Origin of the sequence: Enterobacter sp. 148H3 (genome assembly GCF_034107425.1) — a bacterium.
GTDB classification, from domain to species: Bacteria; Pseudomonadota; Gammaproteobacteria; order Enterobacterales; family Enterobacteriaceae; genus Enterobacter; species Enterobacter vonholyi.
In genome coordinates, this window is sequence record NZ_JAWNEI010000007.1 from 226,607 (window position 1) to 246,825 (window position 20,219).

At 54.9% G+C, this 20,219-nt stretch carries 21 protein-coding genes and 1 tRNA gene; 9 read left to right on the forward strand and 13 right to left on the reverse strand.

Going from position 1 to position 20,219, the window contains the following annotated elements:
• Window positions 1–45: 45 nt before the first annotated feature.
• The 5 genes from purK to ppiB all read right to left on the reverse strand — a co-directional run bounded on the left by purK (window position 46) and on the right by ppiB (window position 3,359).
• Window positions 46–1,113 carry a 5-(carboxyamino)imidazole ribonucleotide synthase gene (purK, locus tag USH94_RS12760; protein WP_111963371.1) on the reverse strand — a complete coding sequence of 356 codons (1,068 nt, stop codon included), beginning with the start codon at window positions 1,111–1,113 and terminating at the stop codon, window positions 46–48.
• On the reverse strand, window positions 1,110–1,619 hold the full coding sequence (gene purE / locus USH94_RS12765; protein ID WP_014882834.1) for a 5-(carboxyamino)imidazole ribonucleotide mutase: 510 nt from the start codon (window positions 1,617–1,619) through the stop codon (window positions 1,110–1,112). The genes purK and purE overlap by 4 nt, the downstream gene beginning before the upstream one ends.
• Window positions 1,620–1,790: 171 nt before the next feature.
• Entirely contained in the window at window positions 1,791–2,000 is a 210-nt protein-coding gene (locus tag USH94_RS12770; RefSeq protein WP_111963370.1) for a YdgH/BhsA/McbA-like domain containing protein, read from the reverse strand.
• Between the two features lie 138 nt (window positions 2,001–2,138).
• Window positions 2,139–2,861: a UDP-2,3-diacylglucosamine diphosphatase gene (gene lpxH / locus USH94_RS12775; RefSeq protein ID WP_111963487.1), complete on the reverse strand. Its 723-nt coding sequence runs from the start codon at window positions 2,859–2,861 to the stop codon at window positions 2,139–2,141.
• Between the two features lie 3 nt (window positions 2,862–2,864).
• Window positions 2,865–3,359 carry a peptidylprolyl isomerase B gene (ppiB, locus tag USH94_RS12780; protein ID WP_111963369.1) on the reverse strand — a complete coding sequence of 165 codons (495 nt, stop codon included), beginning with the start codon at window positions 3,357–3,359 and terminating at the stop codon, window positions 2,865–2,867.
• Between the two features lie 174 nt (window positions 3,360–3,533).
• On the opposite strand from ppiB, the gene cysS reads away from it, so the two are divergent.
• The gene (gene cysS / locus USH94_RS12785; protein WP_111963368.1) at window positions 3,534–4,919 is read left to right on the forward strand and encodes a cysteine--tRNA ligase; all 1,386 of its coding nucleotides are present in this window, start codon (window positions 3,534–3,536) and stop codon (window positions 4,917–4,919) included.
• Window positions 4,920–5,011: 92 nt separating this feature from the next.
• On the opposite strand, the gene USH94_RS12790 is transcribed toward cysS, so the two are convergent.
• From USH94_RS12790 to folD, 5 genes are all read right to left on the reverse strand, one after another.
• Window positions 5,012–5,533: a metal-dependent hydrolase gene (locus USH94_RS12790; RefSeq protein WP_111963367.1), complete on the reverse strand. Its 522-nt coding sequence runs from the start codon at window positions 5,531–5,533 to the stop codon at window positions 5,012–5,014.
• A 73-nt stretch (window positions 5,534–5,606) separates the two neighbouring features.
• A complete protein-coding gene (gene malI, locus USH94_RS12795; protein WP_090417966.1) occupies window positions 5,607–6,623 on the reverse strand; it encodes a Mal regulon transcriptional regulator MalI in 1,017 nt (338 codons plus the stop codon).
• 83 nt (window positions 6,624–6,706) lie between these two features.
• Window positions 6,707–8,206: a PTS transporter subunit EIIC gene (locus USH94_RS12800; RefSeq protein WP_111963366.1), complete on the reverse strand. Its 1,500-nt coding sequence runs from the start codon at window positions 8,204–8,206 to the stop codon at window positions 6,707–6,709.
• Window positions 8,207–8,440: 234 nt separating this feature from the next.
• Window positions 8,441–8,653, reverse strand: a complete 213-nt coding sequence (gene ybcJ / locus USH94_RS12805) for a ribosome-associated protein YbcJ (protein ID WP_023334767.1) — start codon at window positions 8,651–8,653, stop codon at window positions 8,441–8,443.
• Window position 8,654: 1 nt separating this feature from the next.
• Window positions 8,655–9,521 carry a bifunctional methylenetetrahydrofolate dehydrogenase/methenyltetrahydrofolate cyclohydrolase FolD gene (gene folD / locus USH94_RS12810; RefSeq protein WP_008499332.1) on the reverse strand — a complete coding sequence of 289 codons (867 nt, stop codon included), beginning with the start codon at window positions 9,519–9,521 and terminating at the stop codon, window positions 8,655–8,657.
• A 310-nt stretch (window positions 9,522–9,831) separates the two neighbouring features.
• Between folD and fimA the strand changes: the two genes are divergently transcribed.
• From fimA to sfmF, 6 genes are all read left to right on the forward strand, one after another.
• Complete coding sequence (gene fimA / locus USH94_RS12815; RefSeq protein WP_023310641.1) at window positions 9,832–10,395, forward strand: type 1 fimbrial major subunit FimA; 564 nt, start codon at window positions 9,832–9,834, stop codon at window positions 10,393–10,395.
• Window positions 10,396–10,463: 68 nt separating this feature from the next.
• On the forward strand, window positions 10,464–11,009 hold the full coding sequence (fimI, locus tag USH94_RS12820; RefSeq protein WP_111963365.1) for a type 1 fimbrial protein subunit FimI: 546 nt from the start codon (window positions 10,464–10,466) through the stop codon (window positions 11,007–11,009).
• Window positions 11,010–11,043: 34 nt separating this feature from the next.
• On the forward strand, window positions 11,044–11,736 hold the full coding sequence (gene fimC / locus USH94_RS12825; protein WP_111963364.1) for a type 1 fimbria chaperone FimC: 693 nt from the start codon (window positions 11,044–11,046) through the stop codon (window positions 11,734–11,736).
• 14 nt (window positions 11,737–11,750) lie between these two features.
• Window positions 11,751–14,312 carry a fimbrial biogenesis usher protein gene (locus tag USH94_RS12830; protein ID WP_111963363.1) on the forward strand — a complete coding sequence of 854 codons (2,562 nt, stop codon included), beginning with the start codon at window positions 11,751–11,753 and terminating at the stop codon, window positions 14,310–14,312.
• A complete protein-coding gene (gene fimH / locus USH94_RS12835) occupies window positions 14,305–15,312 on the forward strand; it encodes a type 1 fimbria D-mannose specific adhesin FimH (protein ID WP_181574015.1) in 1,008 nt (335 codons plus the stop codon). Before USH94_RS12830 ends, fimH begins: the two co-directional genes overlap by 8 nt.
• A gap of 9 nt (window positions 15,313–15,321) precedes the next feature.
• The gene (sfmF, locus tag USH94_RS12840) at window positions 15,322–15,843 is read left to right on the forward strand and encodes a fimbria assembly protein (RefSeq protein WP_111963362.1); all 522 of its coding nucleotides are present in this window, start codon (window positions 15,322–15,324) and stop codon (window positions 15,841–15,843) included.
• 51 nt (window positions 15,844–15,894) lie between these two features.
• On the opposite strand, the gene fimZ is transcribed toward sfmF, so the two are convergent.
• From fimZ to USH94_RS12855, 3 genes are all read right to left on the reverse strand, one after another.
• Entirely contained in the window at window positions 15,895–16,527 is a 633-nt protein-coding gene (gene fimZ, locus USH94_RS12845) for a fimbria biosynthesis transcriptional regulator FimZ (RefSeq protein ID WP_008499339.1), read from the reverse strand.
• A gap of 800 nt (window positions 16,528–17,327) precedes the next feature.
• Window positions 17,328–18,056 (reverse strand): helix-turn-helix transcriptional regulator, encoded by a 729-nt coding sequence (locus USH94_RS12850; protein WP_111963361.1) that lies wholly within the window; start codon window positions 18,054–18,056, stop codon window positions 17,328–17,330.
• Window positions 18,057–18,080: 24 nt separating this feature from the next.
• Window positions 18,081–18,779: an EAL domain-containing protein gene (locus USH94_RS12855; protein ID WP_111963360.1), complete on the reverse strand. Its 699-nt coding sequence runs from the start codon at window positions 18,777–18,779 to the stop codon at window positions 18,081–18,083.
• A 278-nt stretch (window positions 18,780–19,057) separates the two neighbouring features.
• Between USH94_RS12855 and USH94_RS12860 the strand changes: the two genes are divergently transcribed.
• A tRNA-Arg gene (locus USH94_RS12860) sits at window positions 19,058–19,134 on the forward strand.
• Between the two features lie 102 nt (window positions 19,135–19,236).
• On the forward strand, window positions 19,237–20,067 hold the full coding sequence (locus USH94_RS12865; RefSeq protein ID WP_111963359.1) for a CPBP family intramembrane glutamic endopeptidase: 831 nt from the start codon (window positions 19,237–19,239) through the stop codon (window positions 20,065–20,067).
• The last annotated feature ends 152 nt before the right edge of the window (window positions 20,068–20,219 follow it).

The window sequence follows — 20,219 nt, forward strand, 5'->3', positions numbered from 1 at the left end:
TTTTACGCCGGGGAAGGGGAAGGTCAACTCCCCGGCGCAGATGTCTTACTTGAGCTTTGACTGTGCCCAGACAATACCGCTCGCGTATTCCGGCGGCAGGAGAGGGATCATGGCTTCCAGGGTGGCGCTCAGGCGGCCCGTGTCGCTGTCGTTCAGGTTCAGGTGACCGACCTTACGACCCTCGCGAACCTCTTTGTCATACCAGTGTAGATGCACGAGCGGCAGCTTCAGCCAGTCGTAGTTCAGATCGGTGCCGATCAGGTTGATCATCACCGACGGGCTATTGACCACCGGCTGCGGCAGCGGCAGGTCGGTGATGGCGCGCAGGTGCAGTTCGAACTGGCTGATGGACGCGCCATTTTGCGTCCAGTGGCCGCTGTTGTGCACGCGCGGTGCCAGCTCGTTGATTAGCAGACCAGACGGCGTAACAAAACACTCCATCGCCATGACGCCCACGTAGCCCAGCTCGTGCATGATGGCTGAGAGCATCTCTTCCGCCTGCGCCTGCTGGTCAGCATTGGCGTGCGGGAAGGCGACGCTGGTGCGCAGAATGCCGTCCTGATGCAGGTTATGCGTCAGCGGATAAAACACCGTGCGGCCGTCATGCCCGCGCGCGCCAACCAGCGAGACTTCACCGCTGAAGTTAATGCCCTGCTCAACGATGCATTCGCCGTAGCAGTCGTCCGGCAGCTCGGCGGTGTCGTTTGCGCGCAGGCGCCACTGGCCGCGGCCGTCGTAGCCGCCCACGCGGCGCTTCACGATCGCCAGCTCGCCCAGCATGGCGAAGACGTCGTTCCACTCGCTTTTATCGGACAGGAGCTGCCACGGTGCGGTCGGCAAACCGAGCTTGTCGAACAGCTGCTTTTGCGTCAGACGGTCGGCAATGATTGGGAACACGTCGCGGTTAACAAAAGCGTTGTGACGCGCCAGCTCGCGGGTCAGAGCGGTCTCCGGCCAGCGTTCGATCTCGGCGGTGATCACGCTCTGGTGGAATGGGACGGCTTCCGGCTCGGCGTCCAGCCCGACGGGCCAGACGGCAATCCCCAGAGGTTCACCGGCCTGACGCAGCATGCGGCCTAACTGGCCGTTACCGAGGACGCAAACCTGCTTCATGCCGCACCCCGCGGGTCTGGATTGTCCAGCACTTCGTCGGTCTGGGCTTTACGCCACTCCGCCAGACGCTGATGCAACGCTTTATCGTGTGTCGCCAGGATCTGCGCAGCCAGCAGGGCGGCATTGGCGGCACCCGCTTTACCAATCGCCAGCGTGCCGACAGGAATACCGCGCGGCATCTGGACGATGGAGTAGAGGCTATCCACACCGCTTAACGCGGCGCTTTGTACCGGGACGCCCAGAACCGGTACCAGGGTTTTGGCGGCAATCATGCCCGGCAGATGTGCTGCGCCGCCCGCGCCGGCAATGATCACCTCATAACCATTCTCTTCGGCGCTTTCTGCGAAGCTGAACAGTTTGTCAGGCGTACGGTGCGCGGAGACCACTTCAACGTGGTGCGGAACATTCAGGATTTCAAAGATTTCGGCGGCGAACTGCATGGTAGCCCAGTCGCTTTTGGACCCCATCACGATGGCGACACGCGCCGGATTATTGCGGGAAGACATGCGTCTTAAAACTCCTGTGGTGCGAAACACACTGCTTTCGAGGGCACAGAGAATAGCATGTTATACGGGCAAGGAAAACGGTTGCGCGGTTAAATCTTGAGCCGTTGTTGCCGTCAATTCATAACAAAACAGACCGCATTCTGGCGGTCTGTTTTCGTCGATGGGCAATCATTATTTCGTCAGTTCTGCGGTCATATAGACGCGGTTGTCGACCTTCGCGCTGGTGATTTTGTAAGACGCACCCTGTTCAGCAGCCTGTGCAGCGATTTTCGCTTCTGCGCGGTCAAGGGTAGAGGCAGTTGCGCTCACGCTTTGAGCGAAAGAACCGAAAGAAGCCAGAGACAGAGCAGCAACTGCAACGAAAGTTTTGATGGATTTCATGGTCGTATTCCTTAAGTATTTTGTTTGGGATAGGGTGTCTTGCCCTGATGTGATAAATAGTAGACCGACCACGGACTGATTAAAATCGAAACAATTTGCCAATATTGTTCAAAAAAATAGAATGAATTTTGAGGGGGATTAAAACGGGAAAGCGATCAGCTCGACGCCCTCTGGCGTGACTTTGACCATGGAGCCTTCGGTGTGCCAGGCACCCAACACCACGCGATGGGCCGGTTCGCCGTTGGCGATAAGGGAATGCACGTCTGGACGATGGGTATGACCGTGTATCAACCACTGAACGCCATGCTTTTCCATCACGCTCACCACGGCCTGCGGATTCACGTCCATGATGGTCATGGATTTGCTGCTGTTGGCGGCTTTGCTGCCCGCACGCATTCTGGCAGCGATACGGTTGCGGATAAACAGCGGCAGGGCAAGGAACACCTTCTGGATCCACGGGGTGTGGACCTTGGCGCGAAACGCCAGGTAGCCGGTATCGTCGGTGCAGAGCGTGTCGCCGTGCATGATCAGGACCTTGCGGCCATAGAGATTGAGTACCCGTTCTTCCGGCAGCAGCGTCATGCCGCTTTCGCGGGCGTAGCGCTTGCCGATCAGGAAATCACGATTGCCGTGAATGAAGTAGCAGGGGACGCCGGAATCTACCAGCGCGTGAATGGCGGCGGCCATTTCACTGTGCAGCGGGTTAGGGTCGTCGTCGCCAATCCAGGCTTCAAACAGGTCGCCCAGGATGTACAGCGCATCGGCGCTTTTCGCTTCACCGCGTAAAAAACGCAGAAAACCGGCGGTAATCGCCGGTTCTTCTGTTTGCAGATGCAGATCTGCAATAAAGAGTGTCGCCACCAATTACTCGCTGACGGTCACGCTTGTAATCACAACGTCTTCTTTAGGAACGTCCTGGTGCATACCGCTGCGGCCAGTAGCGACGGCTTTGATCTTGTCAACCACGTCCATACCTTCAACCACTTCTGCGAATACGCAGTAGCCCCAACCCTGCAGGCTTTCGCCGGAGAAGTTCAGGAAGTCGTTGTCAGCCACGTTAATGAAGAACTGCGCGGTAGCAGAGTGAGGTGCCTGAGTACGCGCCATCGCCAGCGTGCCGCGGGTGTTTTTCAGGCCGTTGTTCGCTTCGTTTTTGATCGCTTCTTTGGTGGCTTTCTGGTTCATGCCAGGTTCGAAACCGCCGCCCTGGATCATAAAACCGTTGATCACGCGGTGGAAAATGGTGTTGTTGTAGAAACCTTCGCGGCAGTAGTCCAGGAAGTTTTTAACTGTTTCAGGCGCTTTGTCATCAAAGGTTTTGATTACGATATCGCCATGATTAGTGTGGAAAGTAACCATTTTTGCATCCTGTTCCGTTATTGTGGTACGTCGACCCGCCTTCGGGTCATCTATAGGGGCTTGTTATAGCATAACCACAGGATGCGATCACCTTGCATTGTGTGCTGCTTCGGGTTTGAATTACGGGTAGAATAGCCGGTTTTCAACCACACACGTGTTTACATGGAATCTTCGATGTTAAAAATCTTTAATACAATGACGCGCCAAAAAGAGGAATTTAAACCTATCCATGCCGGGGAAGTTGGCATGTACGTGTGTGGTATTACGGTTTACGACCTCTGTCACATCGGCCATGGCCGTACCTTTGTCGCCTTCGACGTGGTGTCTCGCTACCTGCGTTTTCTGGGGTACAACCTGAAATACGTGCGTAATATCACCGACATCGACGATAAGATCATCAAGCGCGCCAATGAAAACGGCGAAAGCTTTGTTGCGCTGGTGGATCGCATGATCGCTGAGATGCACAAAGACTTCGACGCCCTGAATATTCTGCGTCCGGACAGCGAGCCGCGCGCGACCCACCATATTCACGAAATCATCGAGATCACCGAAAAGCTGATTGCCCGCGGTCATGCGTATGTTGCCGACAACGGCGACGTCATGTTCTCCGTGCCGACGGACCCAACCTACGGTTCGCTCTCCCGTCAGGATCTGGAACAGCTCCAGGCCGGTGCCCGCGTTGACGTGGTTGACGTGAAGCGTAACCCGATGGACTTCGTGCTGTGGAAAATGTCCAAAGAGGGTGAACCAAGCTGGTCATCCCCGTGGGGCGAAGGCCGTCCGGGCTGGCACATTGAATGTTCCGCGATGAACTGCAAACAGCTGGGCAAGCACTTCGACATTCACGGCGGCGGTTCAGACCTGATGTTCCCGCACCACGAAAACGAAATCGCGCAGTCCACCTGCGCCCACGGCGGCGAGTACGTGAACTACTGGATGCACTCCGGGATGGTTATGGTTGACCGCGAGAAGATGTCGAAATCGCTGGGTAACTTCTTCACCGTGCGCGACGTGCTGAAGTACTACGACGCGGAAACCGTTCGCTACTTCCTGATGTCCGGCCACTATCGCAGCCAGCTGAACTACAGCGAAGAGAACCTGAAACAGGCGCGCTCGGCTCTGGAGCGTCTGTACACCGCGCTGCGCGGTACCGACAGGTCTGTTCCTGCTGCAGGCGGCGAAGCGTTCGAAGCCCGCTTCGTTGAGGTGATGAACGACGACTTCAACACCCCTGAAGCGTACTCCGTGCTGTTCGACATGGCGCGCGAAGTGAACCGCCTGAAGTCAGAAGATATGGCCGCGGCGAATGCGCTGGCGTCCCATCTGCGTAAGCTCTCCTCCGTTCTTGGCCTGCTGGAGCAGGATCCGGACGCGTTCCTGCAGAGCGGTGCGCAGGCGGACGACGGTGAAGTGGCGGAGATTGAAGCGTTGATCAAGGCGCGTCTGGAAGCGCGTCAGGCGAAGGACTGGGCGGCGGCAGATGCGGCGCGCAACCGTCTGACCGAGATGGGCATCATTCTGGAAGACGGCCCGCAGGGAACGACCTGGCGCCGTAAGTAAGTCTGGGGCGCGCTGATGCCCTCACCCCAGCCCTCTCCCACAGGGAGAGGGTGCAAACACTAAAAACGGCAACTTGAGTTGCCGTTTTGCTTTTACCTCCGCCTCCACCACAACATCCCCATCAGTACGATCCCCGGCAGCCACACCCACAGCAGCTCTGAAATAATCACCTGATGCCCGTACGGCGTGGTATAGCGCGACAGCGCAAACGGCGCCACTTTAATCACCTGCCACGGCGCAAAGAAGCGTTCATCTGACCACGGCCACAGCCAGCCGACGCCTTTCCCGCCCGTGGTAATCGAATCCAGCAGGCTGTGCGACAGCAGTGACACCGTTAAAAACAACCAGCACCGCGTCAGGCTGGTTCTGAACCAACGTCGTCCAGTCAGCACGCAAAGTATCGGCACTACAAAGGCAAACAGCAGGGAGTGGGTAAAGCCGCGGTGGCCGAAAACATTGCCGTACGCGACACCAAACTTAAATGCCAGCACGTCGGCATCCGGAAGCATGGCGAGGATAATCCCGGCAAACAGCAGGCGGGGAGGAATCACTTTGGTTCCCAGGCCTAAGCCCAGGCAAAGCGGAACAGCGGCGTGCGTAATAACGGTAGGCATTGTGATTATCCATGGCAAATCATGGAAATATAGCAGTCATCCCGCGCTAAAAAACCTGTGCGAAATTCTGAATTTACGCCGATTCTCGAGCGATAAGCTGCCCGGAAAGCGTAATGCGCTGGGTTTGCAGCGTCGGCTCCTTCAGCGTGCGGATAATCAGCCCGGCCGCCTGACGCCCCGTCTCTTCGCTGGCGGACGAGACGTAGGTAAACGATGGCGAGGTGAGGTTAACGTGGAGCATATCTTCGAAACCGACCAGCGCGACCTGCTGCGTCAGAAAGACATCTTTACCCACCGTACGCCCGACCTGATGAATACCGGAGATAGAGCCGATCATGGCATCCGGCGAGTGGCAGAGCAGGGCGGTGATGGTGTTGTTTTTTTCCAGCAACTGGCGGGTGGCGAAACCCGCGGCCAGCGTGTCATCGCTGCAGGCCGGAGAGTATTCATCGCGCCAGACCAGCCCGTTTTGCGCCATCGCGCTGCGAAAACCGAGCAGGCGCTGTTCGCGGATAAGGCAGCCTTCGCGTCCGCCAATGTAGGCGATATTGCGATGACCGCGCTCGATAAGATAACGCACCGCCAGATTGGCCGCCTGTCGGTTATCGCGCATCACCAGATTGCATTTTTCATCCAGCAGCGACTGCGAGACCACCACCAGCGGCAGCGGGCAGCGGCGAATCTGTTCCGGCAGGGTAGACGTGCGGGTATCCGAGGCCAGATAGATAACTCCGGCGACGCCCTGCTGCTTAAACGACAGCAGGCAGCGCTCAAGATGGTCATGGTCGTTCTGGGGCTGACCGAGAAAAACCATATACCCCTGTTTTTCGAGATCCTGAACGATGCTCGCCATCACCTTGATGGAGAAACTGTCGCTAAAGTCACGGAGGATCAGGCCAATCAGGTTGGACGTATTGGCGCGGAGGTTGGCAGCGGCAACGTTATGAACATAGCCCAGCGTATTGATGGCAGCGTTGACCTTCTCGATCGTTGCCTCTGAGATTTTCCCTTTCTGGCGCAGCACCAGCGAGACGGTTGAGACCGACACGCCCGCGTGCTTTGCGACATCAATAATGCTGACTTTCTTCAAAACCGCTCCCTGAAATTTACCGATTATCAGCCAGATAAAACACGTCTCCCAGCGTACAGGAGACGTGTCGTTCAGGCATCTTATTATTTGCCGATCATGGTGGACATGGTCTGGGCGATAAACTGTGCTCTGGCACCGAAAATCACCTGAATACCGTTGTCGCCGACAAACACCACGCCGCGCGCGCCGAGTCCGTTCAGACCGTCTTTATCCACCACCTCGCTTTTTGTCACTTCCAGGCGAAGACGGGTGATACAGGCGCCGACGGAGTCGATGTTATGCGCCCCGCCCAGCAGGGAGATGATCTCTGTCGCGAGTTCGGAATCCGATTTCTCATCCGCGTTAGCGGTCACTTCAGTGCGGCCCGGCGTTTTCACGTCGAAACGACGGATCACAAAGCGGAACGTGAAGTAATAAATCAGGCCCATTGGAATGCCGATGATAATGGCGCTCAGGAAGTGGGTCTGGTAGCCGTTAAAGGACGGCAGGATCCCGAATGAAAGATAGTCGATAAAGCCCGCGGAGAACGACTTGGCGATATGCGCATGCAGCAGGTACATGGTCATGTAGGCCAGGCCCGCCATGATGGCGTTAAAGACGTACAGGATCGGCGCCACGAAGATAAAGGTAAACTCAACCGGTTCGGTGATCCCCGTCAGGAAGCAGGTCAGCGCCGCGGAGAACAGAATACCGGCCGCGATTTTTTTATTCTTCGTATGGGCTTCGTGATACATCGCCAGGCATGCCGCAGGCAGCGCAAACAGCATCAGCGGGAATTCACCCTGCATAAACTTACCAGCGTTCTGGTAGGTGTCGCTGCTGAAGGATTTCACCCCTTCTTCCAGCATCTTGAACCAGATGGTCTGGTCGCCGTGGATCACCTGGCCTGCCTGGGTGGTGTAATCCCCAAACGAATACCAGAAGGACGGATACCAGATATGGTGCAGACCGAGCGGGATCAGCGCGCGCTCTACCAGACCGAAGATAAAGGTCGACGCCGCCTGATTATCACCGTTCACCACCACGGAGAGCGCGTCGATACCGGCCTGAATATGCTGCCAGACGTATGGCAGCAGCAGCCCCATCAGGAACGAGAGGAACGCCGTTGCAATCGCCACGAAGCGCTTGCCGGAGAAGAAGCCCAGGAATTCCGGAAGCTGCATGGTGTGGAAGCGGTTATAGCACCAGGCCGCGAGGATACCGCAGATCAGGCCGCCGAAGACGCCCATCTGCAGCGTTGGGATGCCGACCACCATGGCGTATTTCCCACCCTGGGAGGCCATTTCCGGCGTGATGCTCAGCACGGTGCTGATGGTGATATTCGTGACAAACACCGATACCGCCGCAGACAGCGCCGCGATGCCGGATTCTGACGCCAGACCCACGGCGGAGCCAATGGCAAACAGCATCGGCAGGTTATCAAAAATAACCCCGCCCGCATTCATCATCAGCGGCAGATGGAACTTATCGCCGAAGGCCAGCAGCAGGCCCGCAGCGGGAAGCAGTGAAATTGGCAGCATTAAGGCGCGACCAATCATCGATAATTTAGACAGCGATTTAACAAACCCTGATATCAGACTCATGCTGATTTCCCCCGAGTAGCGCTTTTTTGGCGCTGTTATTGTAAGTAGAACGTTTTAGTAGAACGTTCTACTTATCGTGGGCAAAGAGTGAAAAACGCGCAACTGAATTTTCGCTTTTCAACAGATGAATTAGTGATTATTTGAAGTGGATCGATAAATAACCGCGATGGGTGTGAGGGGATTTAAAATCCCCTCTCCCTGTGGGAGAGGGTTAGGGTGAGGGCATCAAACGGCTCAGGCCGTAACGGTTACGCTTTGCCCTTCAAAGCTCACGGTCTGGCCCGCGACAATCTTGCAGCGCTTGCGCGTTTCTACCACGCCGTCGACTTTTACCAGCCCGTCGGCGATAACGATTTTCGCCTGTGCGCCGCTTTCGCTCCAGCCTTCCAGCTTGAGCAGGTCGCACAGCTCAACGTGCGGGTGTTTACCTAATGAAAAAGTCGCCATCTTACGCGTCCTCTACGTCGTGATATTCTTCGCACGCCTGCAGCGTATTCTGAATCAGCGTTGCTACGGTCATCGGGCCTACGCCGCCCGGTACTGGGGTAATGTAAGACGCGCGCGCGGCGGCATCTTCATACACCACGTCGCCGACCACTTTGCCGTTTTCAAGACGGTTAATTCCGACGTCCACGACAATCGCACCCTCTTTAATCCACTCGCCAGGAATAAAGCCTGGCTTGCCGACCGCGACGATCAGCAGATCGGCGTTCTCAACGTGGTGGCGCAGGTTTTTGGTGAAGCGGTGGGTGACGGTGGTGGTGCAGCCGGCCAGCAGCAGCTCCATGCTCATCGGACGGCCCACGATGTTGGACGCGCCGATGACCACGGCATTCAGACCGTAGGTGTCGATATTATAACGCTCAAGCAGCGTCACGATACCGCGTGGCGTGCAAGGACGCAGACGCGGCGCACGCTGGCACAGGCGGCCAACGTTGTACGGGTGGAAACCGTCCACGTCTTTATCCGGTGCGATACGCTCCAGCACCTTCACGTTGTCGATACCAGCGGGTAGCGGCAGCTGAACCAGAATACCGTCGATTTCTTTATCGGCGTTCAGGGTGTCAATAAGTTCCAGCAGTTCTGCTTCGCTGGTGGTTTCCGGCAAATCGTAAGAGCGGGAGACGAAGCCCACCTCTTCACACGCTTTGCGCTTGCTGCCGACATAAATTTGCGATGCCGGGTTGCTGCCAACCAGCACAACGGCCAGCCCGGGGGCGCGTTTTCCGGCAGCTTTACGCGCCTTCACTTTTTCCGCGACCTCAGAGCGCACCTGCTGCGCAATCGTTTTACCGTCAATAATCTTTGCTGCCATCAGAGAGAAGATTCCGTCTGTAACGTTTGAAAGGGGGGATGGCGTGTATTTTGTCAGAAGCGAGCGTCGCTGTCAGTCACCCTTTACGCGTTTTTATCAGCGTGACGCAAAAACCCTTCTTAAGGGATGGTCAATTTCTTAGGCGGGATTAGGATGTGACCTGGCGAAATGGCAGCGTTTTGACATATTTAAAAACCGTGCACTGAGCTACTTTGTCTCCTCCGAAATAAGCTTTCAATTCATCAATTGAACGTATTTCTTATTCCCGATTATTCGCGGGAAGGGTTATTTACATTTTAAAGGAATAGACATGAAACTCAGCAACATTGCTTCTACTGTTATTGCAACTTTGGCCCTGGTTGCGGGTGCCGCAAATGCAGCGGATCCTGCTGCGCCGGTTTCCGTAAATGGCGGTACCGTACATTTTAAAGGTGAGCTGGTTAATGCTGCTTGTTCAGTAAATACTGATTCTTCCGAGCAGACCGTTAATCTGGGTCAGTATCGTACCGCGAAATTCACCAAAGTGGGCGACACCACCTCTAATATCCCATTCAACATTGAACTGAACGATTGCGATCCGCTGGTTGCCAAAACTGCAGCCGTTGCGTTCACCGGTCAGATCGACCCAACCGACAAAACCCTGCTGGCCGTCACCTCCGGTAACAACGACAACACCGCGAAAGGCGTGGGTATCGAGATCCTCGACAGCAAATCCAGCGTTCTGACCCCGGACGGCGCGACCTTCTCTGCTGCGCAGACGCTGATCGAAGGGACGAACACCCTGAAGTTCACCGCGCGTTACAAATCAACGGCTGCCACCACTGAGCCAGGCCAGGCGAACGCTGACGCCACCTTCGTAATGAAATACGAATAATTCCTCCGCACAGGGATGTTCAGGCCTCAGGGACGAGGCCCGTCATACGCTAATGCCAGGAACGAAGGATGACAAGGACTGGAACACTACTGCTGTTAACCCTTGCGATGGCTTGCCCGGCATCGGCGCATACCGTGGTGATCGAAGGCGGCAAGGTTCATCTCAGAGGTGAACTGGTGAACGGCGGCTGCGCCGTGGCGCCCGACAGCCAGAATATGCGCATCGACATGGGCCAGTACCGAACCAATTCATTTTCCGGTGTGGGCAGTTTTTCCACGGTGAATGTGCCTTTCACCGTACGGCTGCTGGACTGCAGCGTTGATGTTTCGCGCACCGTGGGGATCCAGTTTCAGGGCGTCACGCCCGCAGAGGATCCGCAGGTCTTTCTGGCGACATCGCGGCCGGGTGAAACATCTGTCAGCAGCGGCGTCGGGCTGGCGCTCTTTGACGAACAGCAACGTCAGATAATCCCAAACGCTACGGCCGTCAGCTGGCTGCCTGTCGATACCCGCGAGCTCGCGTTCCATTTTAGCGCCCGCTATCGGGCTATTTCCGAACATCTCGAGCCAGGCAAAATTCAGTCGGATGTCTGGTTTACGTTGATTTATCCGTAACACCTGCGAACACATTATTAAAGGTACGGTTGTGATGAATACCCTAATTAAACCAGGACTTTTTTTATCGTTTATTTTGATGATGGTTTCTGCATGCGCAAATGCATCCGGCGGTATTGCACTGGGGGCCACGCGCGTTATTTATCCGGCAGAGGCGAAGCAAACGTCGCTGGCGATCACCAACAGCAACAAACAGGAACGTTATTTAATTAACGCGTGGATCGAAAATGCGAGCGGGCAAAAAGAAAAAACGTTTGCCGTCACTCCGCCCCTGTTTGTTAGCGAGCCGAACAGCGAAAACACGCTGCGTATTATTTACGCCGGGCCGGCGCTGCCTGCCGATCGCGAATCGCTCTTTTACATGAACGTGAAGGCGATCCCGTCGGTGAACAAAGCGAAAACGGAAAACAATAACGTGCTGCAGCTGGCTATCCTTTCACGCATCAAGCTGTTTGTGCGCCCGAACAACCTGGCGATGCAGCCGGAAGAGGCGCTTTCCCAGCTGCGGTTTGAGCGCACGGGCAACCATCTCAAAGTCAGCAACGCGTCCCCGTATTACATCACGCTCGTTAATCTGAAACTGGGCGGGCAGGCGCTGGACAACCTGATGGTTGCGCCGAAAAGTTCGTCTCAGCAGGTGCTGCCAGCCGGTGCGAGCGGTACGCTTTCCTGGCAGAGCGTGAATGACTACGGTGCCATCACCCCGGCGCGTAGCGTCAACCTGTGAGCAGAGTCAGGGCGATGAAAAACCACCAGGGACGTTACTGCCCGGTTGCGCTGGCGCTGATGGCTGCGCTCTGGCCGCAGGCTGGCTGGAGCGAAAGTTATTTCAACCCGGCCTTTTTGTCCGACGATACCGCCAGCGTGGCGGATTTGTCGCGTTTTGAACAAGGACACCAGCAGGCACCCGGCGTTTATCGCGTGGATATCTGGCGTAACGATGAGTTTATCGGTACCCAGGACGTGCGTTTTGAGCAGGCCGAGAACACGCCGCCGGTGGCGGGCGGTTTGTCGGCGTGCATTACGCGCGCGATGCTCGATCGCTTTGGCGTCAACGTCGCGGCGTTTCCCGAGCTGGCTAAGGTGCAGGGCGAGGCCTGCGTTCCGCTGACCACGGCCATACCCGGCAGCGAAACGGTATTCAACTTTGCCTCGCAGCGTCTGGACGTCAGCCTGCCGCAGGTAGCGTTGCAAAACAGCGCCCGGGGCTATATTCCGCCTGAACAGTGGGATGAAGGTATCCCCGCCGCACTGGTGAACTACAGCTTCTCCGGTAACCGGGGAAGCGAAGACGACAGCTATTACCTCAACCTGCAAAGCGGATTGAACTATGGCGCATGGCGTTTACGTAACAACGGCGCATGGCGGTACACGCAGAATAACGGGCAGCGGCACAGCGAGTGGCAGAATATTGGCACCTGGGCGCAGCGCACCGTCATCCCGCTGAAAAGTGAACTGGTGCTGGGCGACAGCAATACCGGGAATGACGTCTTCGACAGCATGGGTTTTCGCGGCGGGCGGCTTTTCTCGTCTGACAGCATGTACCCGGACAGCCTGCAGGGCTACGCGCCGACCGTGCGTGGGATCGCCCGTACGCCCGCCAAAGTGGTCGTTCGACAGAATGGCTACGTTATCTATCAAAGCTATGTGCAGCCGGGCGCATTTGCCATCACCGACCTTAACCCCACCTCCTCAAGCGGTGACCTGGAAGTCACGGTCGAAGAGAAAGACGGCACCCAGCAGCGCTATACCGTGCCGTACTCCACCGTGCCGCTTCTGCAGCGTGAAGGGCGCTGGAAGTACGACCTCGTGGCGGGGGATTACCGCAGCGGTAACAGCGATCAGGATACGCCATTCTTCACCCAGGGAACCCTTATTACCGGTCTCGCCAACGGCTACACGCTCTACGGCGGAACTCAGCTGGCATCGCGCTATACCGCTGTGGCCGTCGGGGCCGGAAAAAACCTGGGCGACTGGGGCGCGGTCTCGCTCGATATCACCCACGCCCGCAGCCAGCTCGCGGACGACAGCAAGCATGAAGGGCAGTCTCTGCGCTTCCTCTACGCGAAATCCCTTAACGGCTTCGGCACCAACTTCCAGCTGCTGGGCTACCGCTACTCCACAAAAGGGTTTTACACCCTTGACGATGTGGCCTGGCGCTCAATGGAGGGCTATCAGTATGCCGATAGCAAGAACGATAACGATGTGCCGGACGTGCAGAGTTATCACAACCTGACGTGGAATAAAAAAGGCCGCTTCCAGCTCAACGTTTCTCAGTCGCTGGGGGACTATGGCTCGGTCTATATCTCCGGTAGCGAGCAGACCTACTGGGGAACAGACGAGACGAATCTCTGGTACCAGCTGGGCTACGCGGGAGGCATGAAGGGGATCAACTACTCCGTCTCGTGGTCGTGGAACAAATCCGTCGGGATCGACGGCACCGACCGCATCGCGTCGTTTAACGTCTCCGTGCCGTTCAGCATCTTTACCCGTCAGGGCTATCGTCGGGACAGCGCGATTGACCGCGCCTACGCTACGGCATCCGCCAGCCGGAACAGCGATGGCGATACAAGCTGGCAAACCGGCGTCAGCGGCACGCTGCTGGAAGACCGCAACCTGAACTACAGCGTGACCCAGGGACACACCAGCACCAACGGCTCAAGCGGAAGCGCCAGCGCCAACTGGCAGGCGACCTACGGCACATTGGGCGTCGGCTACAACTACAGCGACGATCAGCACGATCTCAACTGGCAGCTCTCCGGCGGGGTGGTCGGCCACGCCGATGGCGTGACCTTCAGCCAGCCGTTGGGGGACACCAACGTGCTGATCAAAGCTCCGGGGGCATCTGGCGTCAGCGTGGAAAACCAGACCGGCGTGAGAACCGACTGGCGAGGCTACGCGGTGATGCCGTATGCCACTGTCTACCGCTACAACCGTGTGGCGCTGGATACCAACACCATGAGCAATAACACCGATATCGAAAACAACGTGAGCAGCGTGGTGCCAACCAAAGGCGCGCTGGTGCGCGCCAGCTTTGATACCCGCATCGGCGTGCGCGCCCTGCTGACGGTGATGCGCGGCAACCAGCCGGTGCCGTTCGGCGCGGTGGTTCGCGAAAACCGAAGCGGCGTGACCAGCATGGTGGGGGATGACGGGCAAATTTACCTGAGCGGGCTGCCGCTGGAAGGCGAACTGCTGATCCAGTGGGGCGACGGGGCGCAATCCCAGTGTCGCGCGCCTTACAGCTTGCCTGAAAAGAGCCTGCAACAGGCAATCACACTTAAGGGGATCGGCTGTGATTAAAACTCAAATCTTTGCTTTGTCGCTTCTGGCGTTACAGCCCGCGACAAACGCATTAGCGACCGTGTGCGTCAATGAAAAAGGCGTGCCGACGGAAGTGCATTACGATCTGACGGATAAATTCAACAGCTCGAATAACCAGATCGGACAGGTCGTGACGCTCAGCGAGAAGTCGCAGTGGGTAGGGGTCAATGCCGTCTGCCCGAAGGGCACCGTCGGGAATACCACCAAGCGTAGCTATGTGACCGATTATCAGGTAACAGGAACGAGCGATGGCTACCAGTATCTGAAGCTTAACGACTATCTGGACGGGGCCATGAAAATCACGGACAGCTATGCTGGCGTGTTTTATCCGCCAAAAAGCTATATCCAGATGGGGAGCCATCCTAACGTCTCTAAAAACAAACCGTTTGGCGTTCAGGACTCCAGCCTTGTCTTCCGCCTTAAGGTGACCCGGCGTTTTATTAACATGGTCGTTATCCCGCGCGCCACCATGTTCCGCGTCTACGTCACCACCACCTCATCCGATCCGTTAACCACGCCGGTCTATACCATTAGCTACAGCGGAACCATTCAGGTGCCGCAAAGCTGCGCCATTAATGCAGGTAACGTGGTGGAGTTTGATTTCGGCGACATTGGCGCCTCCTTGTTCAGCAAGGCGGGCGTAGGTAACAAACCGGAGGGCGTCTCATCGCAGAGCAAAACCATCGCCATTAAATGCACCAACGTAGAGGCGAACGCCATGCTGACGATGCGCGTCGAGGCGGAAAAAGTCTCTGATAATGTGCTGGTGTCGGATAACCCGGATGTGGGATTCATCATTGCTAATCAGAGCGGGGCGCCGCTGACGCCTAACAACCTGACAAGTAAAATTCCGTTCCGCCTTGACGACAGCGCGCAGGCGCAGGTGGGGATCCGGGTCTGGCCGGTGAGCGTGACGGGCAATAAGCCTGCGGAAGGGCGCTTCACCTCGCGCGGGTATTTGCGCGTGGATTACGATTAAGGAGCCGATATGCGAAACGGGATCCGTTTAATCACCGTAGCGCTCTTTGCGCTTTGCACACAGGCCCAGGCGGACACCGCGTTGGGCGAAATTAATATTCGGCTCTACGGCAATATTGTCGATTTTACCTGCGTCGCGGAAGGCAGCGACAGCGACAAGACCGTCACGCTGGGCACATGGCCCACGAAACAGCTCAGCACCACCGGGAGCCGCACGCAGCCCATGCCGTTTACGCTGAAGCTGACCGGCTGTCCGCCGGGCTCGGCATCCATCACGTTTTCGGGTAAAGCCGACGGGAGCAATAGCGGCCTGCTGGCGCTGAATGACGCCAGTACTGCAAGTCGTGTCGCGGTAGAGATCAGGGATGCGAATAAAACGCGCCTGGCTCTCCAGCAGGCCAGCCAGCCGGTCTCGGTTGATGCGCAGGGGAATGCGATACTGTCGTTTTATGCCAATTATATTGCCACCGCAGATAACCCTCAGCCCGGACGAGCCGATGCGGATGCCACCTTTATGATTAACTATAATTAGCACTGACCGCACTCCCTGCAGCTCAGATAAGCTGCAGGGAGTGAATTCAGGTTAAAGCAGTTCGTGCGCTTTGGCGTAATCAATTAATTCCACGATGCTTTGCACACCCAGCTTGGAATAAATATTGGATTTATGCGCGCTAATGGTTTTGTTGCTTAATAGTAGCTGTTCAGCAATTTCCTTATTGGATAATCCATTCGCCAGATATCGTAATACCGTGACCTCGCGGTTCGATAATGGCATATCTACTGCCATCCCTTTCCCTGAACCCAAATGGTTTATAAAGTTCAGCGTTTCTGACGGGAAAAAGGAATAGCCCATCAGGATCATTTCTACGGCGTTGTAGATCTCGCCCAAATCTTTACGTTTACTGACGAAGCCATTTGCCCCGGCGCGAATGGCGCGACCCGCGTAAAATAACTCTGATTTAGACGAGAGAAACAGAACCTTAATGTCTTTGTTTAAGTTTCTGATTCTCTTAAGCAAAGCGAAAGCATCCGTGCCCGTGAGTTCAATGTCAAGGATCACCAGATCGATAGGGTGATTGCGGATACAGTCAAGGACTTCATGGCTATCGCCAGACTTGAGCTTGACTGTGATATTCTTATTTTTCTGTAGCAGGACTTCTATCGACATTCTGACGATAGGATGTTCGTCCATAATGATAACGGATGCCGGTTTCATTTTTAATGCCTCAGATTGTTAAAAGCGTTGTGCAGAGTTTGGTAAAACTCTCGAAATGCCGGAAGGATATAATGTGCAGATCCCTATACCGTAGTATTTCCCTGGAAAGAGCGAAAGCATCCTTGTTTACGTAATGAAAAGAACTATGCCTCAGCGCGGTCATCTCATTAGGCTGGTGTTGGCAAAAAGGTTTTTCTTATTCAGATTTGATACGCATCTTATTATACAGGGTAAGTTTTTTCCGAAAACCCTGTAAATTAATATCCGCTTATGGGTTTGTATTATCTTCTGGATCTGAATCGCTATTTTTTTAAATTTAGCGGAAATATCCTGTTATCTCATTTACCGCATATTTTCATCTTTATGTAATAACAAAAAATAACAGATATCTCTTAATGTTGATTAATTGTTAACGAAAATACCCATCATTTAGGGGGACTAACCCGCGCTGGTGAGCTCAACAATTGCCCTCGCAGGCCGCCAGTCCTTCATCTGAAAGCGCGCTGGTTGATTAGAAGGTCCACATCTCCTGCACAGGAGAACATGCTATCCGCTTTGCTTTTTCCTCCCTGACGTTGCCGCTAAGCTGCTTGTTTTTACATCATTATCATCTTGTTAACGCTATCTGCATTCACTTAACGGATGGAGTAAAGTGCTGCCGTTTGTTCATTCTGTGGCATTTCACAATGTTCGCGTCCTTAAATTAGGAATAGTTATAAATTCGATTTAATTGTTAAAAATTAACATTTATGCAACGCAGGTGGTAAGTAAATTCCTAAACAGCTTTAGGAAATAAGGGGTTAGGACGTGAGTGAAAATGTGCAGTCTGAGAGGTTATTAAGAAGATGCAGCAATTCCTGACGATGGCTCAGCCCGAGCTTCACCAGGATGCAGCTGAGACGATAGATAATACGGCTATAGGGACGATTCTGCATAAGGGCAATCTGACGTAATGTCTTGCCCCGGGAAAGCTCCTGCAGGATGGGCCATTCGTTGCGTGAAAACCAGTCTTTCTCCGTACCCTGCGGAGGGAGGGTATCCAGCAGGCTCTGCTGGAGCGCAGCGGCATTCAGCTGGCGTTCGAGAACATGAAAGGGACCTGCCGCTTTGCAGAAGAGGCGGGTGTCGTAATTATCGGCCCTGACCAACAGCCAGGGCGTCAGGAACGGAGGAAACAGACTATGCCGTCTCAACTGATCCAGTTTCTCCAGAAGCCCCGTGGACCGGCTTTCAATATCCACGACCAGACGGGCTGAGGGCCACTGCGTCTGAGCGATGAGGGCATCGTCCAGCGTGGCGTAGTCGCAGCAGCTGCTCAGGGGAAATTGCCCGTTGAGAAAACCGGTGCGCAGGTAGTGATCCTCAGTCACCAGAAGGATAAAAGGGGCGTCTGTTTTGCGGGGCTGGCTGATGGACTGGCTCAAGAATTCGAGCCGGTCGAAAAAGGGGGGAGCAAAAGGTGAGCGCGTAAATCCCAGTGCATCACTTCCTGTACGCCGCCGCCGGTAACGGCGCACTGTCATTCGCATGGTCTCCCTCCTGGAAATGGCTTTCTAATCCTCCGGCCATGTCCAGGACGGCCAGTAATACCCCTGGCCGAGATCTGCGCCTGCCTGCAGTGCACAGGTACGATCGCGTTCAGTCTCAATACCTTCAATAAGCACTTTCCCGGCAAGCTGAAAGCAAAGGGAAACCAGTTGCCTCAACTCAGGGGTGTCGCGTAAACGCCAGAATGCTTCCTTATCTATTTTGATGCCGCTTAACGGGAGTCGAAAGGATAAAAACGACTGCACTAAGACGTCATCGATGTCGTCCAGCCAGATTGCGTGCCCTCGTCTGCTCAACTGATGGAGATTCTGAACCACGAACTGCTTCTGTGCGACGGAAAGCGCCAAAATGGACGCGGGGTCGACAAACTCAATATTGAGCGGCACGCAGGATAATCTTATAAGTCGCTGAAAAGACGTGGGCTCTGTCAGAACGGTTATCGGCAGATTAATAAAAAGGTTATGACCGTGCGGCGTATTTTTTAACGTGGCAAGCTGCGCTTCAAGCAGCGTTATCGACCAGTCTGCGGACCGATCGCAAAAAAAGTCCTCACTGTGCCGCGTGTCGGCCAGAACGCTAAGGACCTCGACGCCAACCTGACGTAAGGAGGTAAGGGCGACGATGGGCTCAAGCTTAATGCCGACGATGTCCTGAGATATGTACTGTAACCGGGGGGGCGTATCGATCAGGTTTTGCGCTGTCACTCCATTGTCCTGTTGTCTGTCAGCCTCCAGGCGGCCGGGATACCTGACTCTAGTGTGACGAGCTGACGTTCGGGAAAACAGCAGGCGTTACTTAAATGCAACTAAGCCTTTTCGCAGCGCTAAATTTTACGGTGAAACAGGACAAAATGTTGAGAAAATAGCCGTATTTACAATCGGCTAGCGGTAATTGACTCTGAAAACGGAAAAGGCATTGACTCACCTGCCATTGACCGTATAATTCTTCGCGTTTCACCACCGCGAAGTACACACTTCTCAGTGCGCCCTTAGCTCAGTTGGATAGAGCAACGGCCTTCTAAGCCGTAGGTCGTAGGTTCGAATCCTACAGGGCGTGCCATTTAATTTCATAGAGTTACCCCTCCTTCACATCCTCCTGATTTCCATTGTGGGACATATTTGGGACATCACCCCTAAAATTTACCGGTCATGAAGGACATTTATGTGGTATCTACTCGCAACTTCGCTTGCCGCACTCTCTCTTAATAAAAGCCTGGCTTACCTGCTGCTGGGATTAACGGCATTTCTCGGCTGGAAACAGAGTATTCTTGACGCCCCGGCGCTGCTGGTTATTGCATCAATCGTTGTTGGCTGGTCTGTTGTTGAATGGCTACGTAATAAAAATAATAAATACACATATCTGGTCGAAGGCCCGTGCGTGGTCATTGCCGTTGCCCTGGTTTTGCATGTGATCCCGGGTTTTCATAACCCAAAGGTGCTGGATGCTGTCGTCGTTGGTCCGCAAAGCATACCGTTCAGTATGTACTTTAATATGGACAAGGCGGTGGTTCCGTTCTTTTTAATTACGTGTATGCCAACGTTATTCGTAGCAAAACCCCTCTATAAAGCTGGCAAGGTCGGCTGGGCGATATTGGTTCTTGCGGTACCCGCGCTGTTACTTCTGGCTGTTGCGTTGGGCGGGCTTAGAATTGAGCCGCATGCGCCAGAATGGTTCGCTCAATTTGCCCTTGCGAATATTTTCTTCGTCTCTTTGGCCGAGGAAGCCCTGTTCAGAGGCTACCTGCAGCAGCGCTTGTCCCGGATCGTTCATCCTGTTGTCGCGCTGTTGATTGCCTCAGTCATCTTTGGGCTGATGCATTATAGCGGCGGTTTACTGCTGATTATTTTTGCCAGCCTCTCCGGCATTATTTACGGCCTGGCGTGGATGTGGAGCGGCAGGCTCTGGGTTGCTACGTTATTCCATTTTGGGCTGAACGGCGTGCATTTATTGTTCTTCACCTATCCTGTATATGCCCCTCATGCGGTTATGTGATGCTTTTTAAATTAGTAGCCTTATAAATTTAGCTACCTCCGGATAAGCATACAAAGCCCCGCAATATCGGGGCTTTTATATCTGCCGGGCGCATGAATAACAGATTTACCTTTGCATCATAATAAATAGAAGGCTAATTAATTTCATTGCAG